The sequence below is a fragment of the Rathayibacter sp. AY1C5 genome, from assembly GCF_002931705.1.
In the GTDB taxonomy this organism is placed as follows: Bacteria; Actinomycetota; Actinomycetes; order Actinomycetales; family Microbacteriaceae; genus Rathayibacter.
Genome location: NZ_PSWD01000010.1, coordinates 88789 through 94788 on the forward strand (window position 1 = coordinate 88789; position 6000 = coordinate 94788).

A 6000-nucleotide genomic window follows, 5' to 3' on the forward strand; every position below is an offset into this window, starting at 1 on the left:
GGCCGGGCCCGCCCCCGGCTCAGAACAGCGTCGGCTGCCCGACGCCGGGCAGGATCGCGGCGCGCTCCGGCCCGAGCTCCCCGACCAGCAGCCCGTCGTGCTGGAGGGAGCGCCGCTCGCCGCCGAGGGTCCGCAGCGTCCCCAGCGAATTCAGGGCGGAGGACTTGACGGAGCCGGTGGCCGGGTCCTCCTCGCCGCGCTCGAGCCCGTGCGCGCGCATCAGCGGGCGGATGCGCGCGGAGAGCCAGCGCCGGTACTCGAGAGGCGCGTAGGCGTCGCGGCCCGGGTAGAGCGCTCGGTACTTGTCGACCAGCTCGGGGTGCTCCTGCCCGAGCCACTGCAGGAACCACTCCTTCACCCCGGGCTTGAGGTAGAGGGTCGAGTACATGATCGTGCTGGCGCCCGCCTCGCGGCAGGCTTGGAGCGACTCGTCGAGGTGCGCCCGGGTGTCGGTGAGGAACGGCAGGATCGGCATCAGGAACACCGAGCAGTCGAAGCCGGCCTCCCGTGCCGCGGTGACCGTCGCCAGCCTGGCCGCCGCGGTCGGCGCACCCGGCTCGACGGAGCGCTGGAGGCCCTCGTCGTAGACGGCGATCGACACTCCGAGGTCGACCGGGACGTGCTCGGCGGCCTCGCGGAGCAGCGGCAGGTCTCGCCGCAGCAGCGAGCCCTTCGTGAGGATCGAGATCGGGGTGCCCGAGGCGGCGAGCGCGGCGATGATGCCCGGCATCAGCCGGTAGCGGCCCTCGGCGCGCTGGTACGGATCGGTGTTGGTGCCGAGTGCCACGGGGTGCCGCTCCCAGCTCGGCTTCGCGAGCTCCCGGGTGAGGACCTCGGCGACGTTCACCTTCACGACGATCTGCGAGTCGAAGTCGCGGCCGCCGTCGAACTCGAGGTACTCGTGCGTGGGCCGGGCGAAGCAGTAGGTGCAGGCGTGGGTGCAGCCGCGCATCGGGTTGATGCTCCAGCCGAACGGCATCTTCGAGGAGGTGTGCACGCGGTTGAGCGCCGACTTCGCGAGCACCTCGTAGAAGGTGACGCCCTCGAACTCCGGCGTGCGCACCGTCCGCACCAGGTCGGTGAGCTTGACGAGGCCGGGCAGGGCGGCCTCGTCGGCCGTGCCGATCGACTGCCCGCTCCACCTCATGGAGCCATTAGAACATACGTTCGAACGGATCGCAGCCGATCAGACCGAGGCGGACAGCTCCAGCGTCTCGGCGGTCGCGGTGACCGTCTGCTCGGCCTTCTCGGGCGCGTCGTTGAGGGTCGAGCCGTAGCTCGGCACCAGCGCGCGGATCCGCGGCTCCCAGGCCTTCATCCGGTCGGGGAAGCACTTCTGCACGATGTCGAGCATGATCGGCACGGCGGTCGAGGCTCCGGGCGAGGCGCCGAGCAGGCCGGCGATCGTGCCGTCCCCTCCGGTGATGACCTCGGTGCCGAACTGCAGCACGCCGCCCTTCTTCTCGTCCTTCTTCATCACCTGGACGCGCTGGCCGGCGGTGATCAGGTACCAGTCCTCGTCGCGGGCGGTGGGCAGGAACTCGCGCAGGGCCTTCATCTTCTTGCCACGGCCGGCGAGCACCTCGCCGATCAGGTACTTCATCAGGTCGAGGTTGTCGCGGGCGACCGCGAGCATCGGGCCGATGTTGTGCGGCCGGATCGACAGGGGCAGGTCGAGCCACGAGCCCCGCTTCAGGAACTTGGGCGTGAAGCCCGCGTAGGGGCCGAAGAGGAGGGACGACTCGCCGTCGACGACGCGCGCATCGAGGTGCGGCACCGACATCGGGGGCGCGCCGACGGCGGCCTTGCCGTAGACCTTCGCCTTGTGCCGGGCGACCAGCTCGGAGTTGTCGGTGCGGAGGAACTGCCCCGAGATCGGGAAGCCTCCGAAGCCCTTGATCTCGGGGATGCCCGACTTCTGCAGGAGGTGCAACGCACCGCCGCCGGCGCCGACGAAGACGAAGCGGGCGGTCACCGACTGGGGCGTGCCTCCGACGACCTGCTTGAGGTCGAGGCGCCAGGTGCCGTCCTTCTGCCGGGTGATGTCGGTGACCTCGCGGCCGGTGTCGAGCGTGCCGCCGTGGGCGACGACGTGGTCGAACAGCTGGTGGGTCAGCGAGCCGAAGTCGACGTCGGTGCCGGCCGGCATGCGCGTCGCCGCGTAGGGGCCGCCGCCGGCGGGACGCTGCTCCATCAGCAGGGGCGCCCACTCGTGGATGGTCTTGACGCTCTCGGTGAACTCGATGCCGGCGAACAGCGGCTGGTCCTTGAGCGCCTCGTAGCGCTTCCGGAGGTACTCGACGTTGGCCTCGCCGTGCACGAAGGTCATGTGCGGCGCCGGGTTGATGAAGCTGGAGGGCTCGCGGATGTCGCCGGACTCCACCAGGCTCGACCAGAACTGGCGCGAGATCTGGAACTGCTCGTTGATCTGGATCGCCTTGGCCGGGTCGACGGAGCCGTCGGCCGCCTCGGGCATGTAGTTCAGCTCGCAGAGGGCCGCGTGACCGGTGCCCGCGTTGTTCCACGGGTTCGACGACTCCTGCGCCACGTCGCCGAGGCGCTCATAGGCGGCGATCGTCCAGTCGGGCTGCAGCTGGGTGATGAGTGCGCCGAGCGTGGCGCTCATGATGCCCCCACCGATGAGGGCGACGTCGACCGGTTCCGAGGAGTTCACGAGAGTCGAGTTTACGCTCGCCCGCGGACGCCGCGGCCGGGAGGGGACCCGCTCCCCCATCAAATTCGCGGCTTTTCCACCCGGAGGGGGCCGGAGCGCTCGGCGCCGGCCCCGTCTACGCCGGTCAGGAGACGGGCTGCTTCGCCGCGATGAGCTCGGCGATCTGCACGGCGTTCAGGGCCGCGCCCTTGCGGAGGTTGTCGTTGCTGATGAAGAGCGCGAGGCCGCGTCCCTCCGGGGCGCCCTCGTCGGCGCGGATGCGGCCGACGAAGCTCGGGTCCTTGCCCGCGGCCTCCAGCGGAGTCGGCACCTCGCGCAGCACGACGCCGGGCGCGTCGGCCAGCAGCTCGCGAGCACGCTCGGGGCTGAGGGCGGAGGCGAACTCGGCGTTGACGGAGAGCGAGTGGCCGGTGAACACGGGGACGCGCACGCAGGTGCCCGAGACCAGCAGCTCCGGGAGCTCGAGGATGCGGCGGCTCTCGTTGCGGAGCTTCTTCTCCTCGTCGGTCTCGTTCGAGCCGTCCTCGACCAGGCTCCCCGCGAAGGGGATGACGTCGAAGGCGATCGGGGCGACGTACTTGTCCGGCGCGGGGAAGTCGACCGCCGAGCCGTCGTGCACCAGGTCGAGCAGGTGCTCGTCGCCGACGGCGGCGCGGACCTGGCCGGCCAGCTCGTTCGCTCCGGCCAGTCCGCTGCCGGACACGGCCTGGTAGGTGCTGACGATCAGGCGCGTGAGCCCCGCCTCGCGGTCGAGGACCTTGAGGATCGGCATCGCGGCCATCGTGGTGCAGTTGGGGTTGGCGATGATGCCCTTGACCGCCTGGTCGATGGCGTGGGGGTTCACCTCGCTGACGACCAGCGGGACCTCGGGGTCCATCCGCCAGGCGCTGGAGTTGTCGATCACGGTGACGCCGGCCGCGGCGAAGCGGGGCGCCTGCGCGCGCGATCCCGTGGCTCCGGCCGAGAACAGGGCGATGTCGAGCCCCGACGGATCGGCGGTCTCCACGTCCTCGACAACGACGTCCTCGCCGCGGAACGGCAGCGTCGTGCCCGCCGAGCGGGCGGTGGCGAAGAAGCGGATGGACGCGATCGGGAAGTCGCGCTCCTCGAGGAGGCGGCGCATCACCTTCCCGACCTGGCCGGTCGCGCCGACGACGCCCACGTGGAGGGGGGTGCTGCTCATGCTGTGCTCTTTCGTCCGTGCGGCGCGCGGGCCGCTCGTGGCGGGGGGATCGAGGGAGAGGGTACCGGTCGCTCCGGCCGCTCGGGAGGAACGGCCGGATCGCGAGGGTGTCCGGCCGTCAGCGGCCGGTGCCGGCGTAGACGACGGCCTCGTCCTCGGCGTCGAGCCCGAAGGCGGTGTGCACGACGCGCAGAGCCTCGTTCACGGTGTCGGCGCGGGTGACGACCGAGATGCGGATCTCGCTCGTGGAGATCATCTCGATGTTGATCCCGGCCTCGTAGAGGGAGCGGAACAGCTTCGCGGAGACACCGGCGTTGGTGCGCATCCCGGCGCCCACGAGCGCGAGCTTGGCGATCTGGTCGTCGTACTGCAGGGACTCGAAGCCGACCTCGTCCTTCTCGGCGTTGAGAGCCATGAGGACCGTCTGGCCGTCGGCCTTGGGCAGGGTGAACGAGATGTCGGTGCGGGCGGTGGCCGCAGCCGACACGTTCTGCACGATCATGTCGATGTTGGAGCCGGTCTTGGCCACGATCGTGAAGATCTGCGCGGCCTTGCCCGGGATGTCGGGGACTCCGACGACGGTGATCTTCGCCTCGTTCAGGTCGGCGGCGACTCCGGCGATGATGGGCTCTTCCACGGCTTGTCCGTTCTGCTCGGCGCCGGCGGTCTCGGCGTTGTAGACGATGGTGCCCTCATTGGGGCTGAAGGAGGAGCGCACGTGGAGCGTGACTCCGTGGCGGCGGGCGAACTCGACGGCGCGGATGTGCAGCACCTTCGCTCCCGCGGCGGCCAGCTCGAGCATCTCCTCGCTGGTGATGCGATCGAGCTTGCGGGCCTTCTTGACGACCCGCGGGTCGGCGGTGAAGACGCCGTCGACGTCGGTGTAGATCTCGCAGGTGTCGGCGCCGAGTCCCGCGGCGAGCGCGACGGCGGTGGTGTCCGAGCCGCCGCGGCCGAGGGTGGTGATGTCCTTCGTGTCGCGGTTGAAGCCCTGGAAGCCCGCGACGATGACAACGGCGTTCTCGTCGAGCGCCTCGCGGAGGCGGACCGGGGTGATGTCGACGATGCGGGCGGCGCCGTGCTGCGCGTCCGTGATCATGCCGGCCTGGCTGCCGGTGAAGGAGCGGGCCTCGAAGCCCATGCTCTTGATCGCCATCGCCAGCAGCGCCATCGAGATGCGCTCGCCCGAGGAGAGCAGCATGTCGAGCTCGCGAGGGGCGGGGATGGGCGTGACCTGGTGGGCGAGCTCGAGCAGGTCGTCGGTGGTGTCGCCCATGGCCGAGACGGCGACGACCACGTCGTTGCCCGCCTGCTTGGTGGCGACGATCCGCTTCGCGACCCGCTTGATGCTCTCCGCGTCGGCGACGGAGGACCCGCCGAACTTCTGGACGATCAGGCTCACGTGCTGCTCCCGTGTCGGTGGCTGGACCGCCGTCGCGACCCGACGGGCGAGTCTACCGGTCGACCGCATGCCGGAGCGGTCATGCGACTCCGGCGGCCGCGTCAGTTCTCGACGAGCCGGCGGCCCTCGAAGGCGCGGCCGAGGGTGATCTCGTCGGCGTACTCGAGGTCTCCGCCGACGGGCAGCCCGGAGGCCAGACGGGTGATGCGGATGCCGAGGGTGCTGAGCATGCGCGAGAGATAGGTCGCCGTCGCCTCGCCCTCGAGGTTCGGGTCGGTCGCGATGATGACCTCCTGCACCTCGCCGTCCGCGAGCCGCTGCAGCAGCTGGCGGATGCGGAGCTGATCCGGGCCGATGCCGTCGATCGGGCTGATCGCGCCGCCGAGCACGTGGTAGAGCCCGCGGAACTCGCGGGTGCGCTCGATCGCCGGGACGTCCTTCGCCTCCTCCACGACGCAGATGACGGCGCGGCTGCGGCGCGGATCGCGGCAGATCCCGCAGGTCGCCTCCTCCGCCACGTTCCCGCAGATGTCGCAGAAGTGCACACGGCCGCGCAGCTCGAGCAGGATCTCGGCGAGCCGGGTGACGTCGAACGTCTCGGTCTGCAGGATGTGGAACGCGATGCGCTGGGCGGACTTCGGACCGATGCCGGGGAGCCGGCCGAGCTCGTCGATCAGCTCCTGGACGATGCCTTCGTACATGCGGTCGCCTCCTCTCGGGTGGGGCGGACGGGGGTGGCGG

General features: G+C 70.7%; 5 protein-coding genes. All 5 read right to left on the minus strand.

Going from position 1 to position 6000, the window contains the following annotated elements; translation table 11 throughout:
- Positions 1-19 precede the first annotated feature (19 nt).
- Positions 20-1147 (minus strand): Rv2578c family radical SAM protein, encoded by a 1128-nt coding sequence (locus C5C57_RS09700; protein WP_104247319.1) that lies wholly within the window; start codon positions 1145-1147, stop codon positions 20-22.
- Positions 1148-1186: 39 nt separating this feature from the next.
- Positions 1187-2734: a malate:quinone oxidoreductase gene (locus C5C57_RS09705; protein ID WP_104297553.1), complete on the minus strand. Its 1548-nt coding sequence runs from the start codon at positions 2732-2734 to the stop codon at positions 1187-1189.
- A 64-nt stretch (positions 2735-2798) separates the two neighbouring features.
- Complete coding sequence (locus C5C57_RS09710; RefSeq protein WP_104297554.1) at positions 2799-3857, minus strand: aspartate-semialdehyde dehydrogenase; 1059 nt, start codon at positions 3855-3857, stop codon at positions 2799-2801.
- A 118-nt stretch (positions 3858-3975) separates the two neighbouring features.
- Positions 3976-5259 (minus strand): aspartate kinase, encoded by a 1284-nt coding sequence (locus C5C57_RS09715; protein ID WP_104222160.1) that lies wholly within the window; start codon positions 5257-5259, stop codon positions 3976-3978.
- Between the two features lie 101 nt (positions 5260-5360).
- Positions 5361-5960 carry a recombination mediator RecR gene (gene recR / locus C5C57_RS09720; RefSeq protein ID WP_104222157.1) on the minus strand — a complete coding sequence of 200 codons (600 nt, stop codon included), beginning with the start codon at positions 5958-5960 and terminating at the stop codon, positions 5361-5363.
- Between the last annotated feature and the right edge of the window lie 40 nt (positions 5961-6000).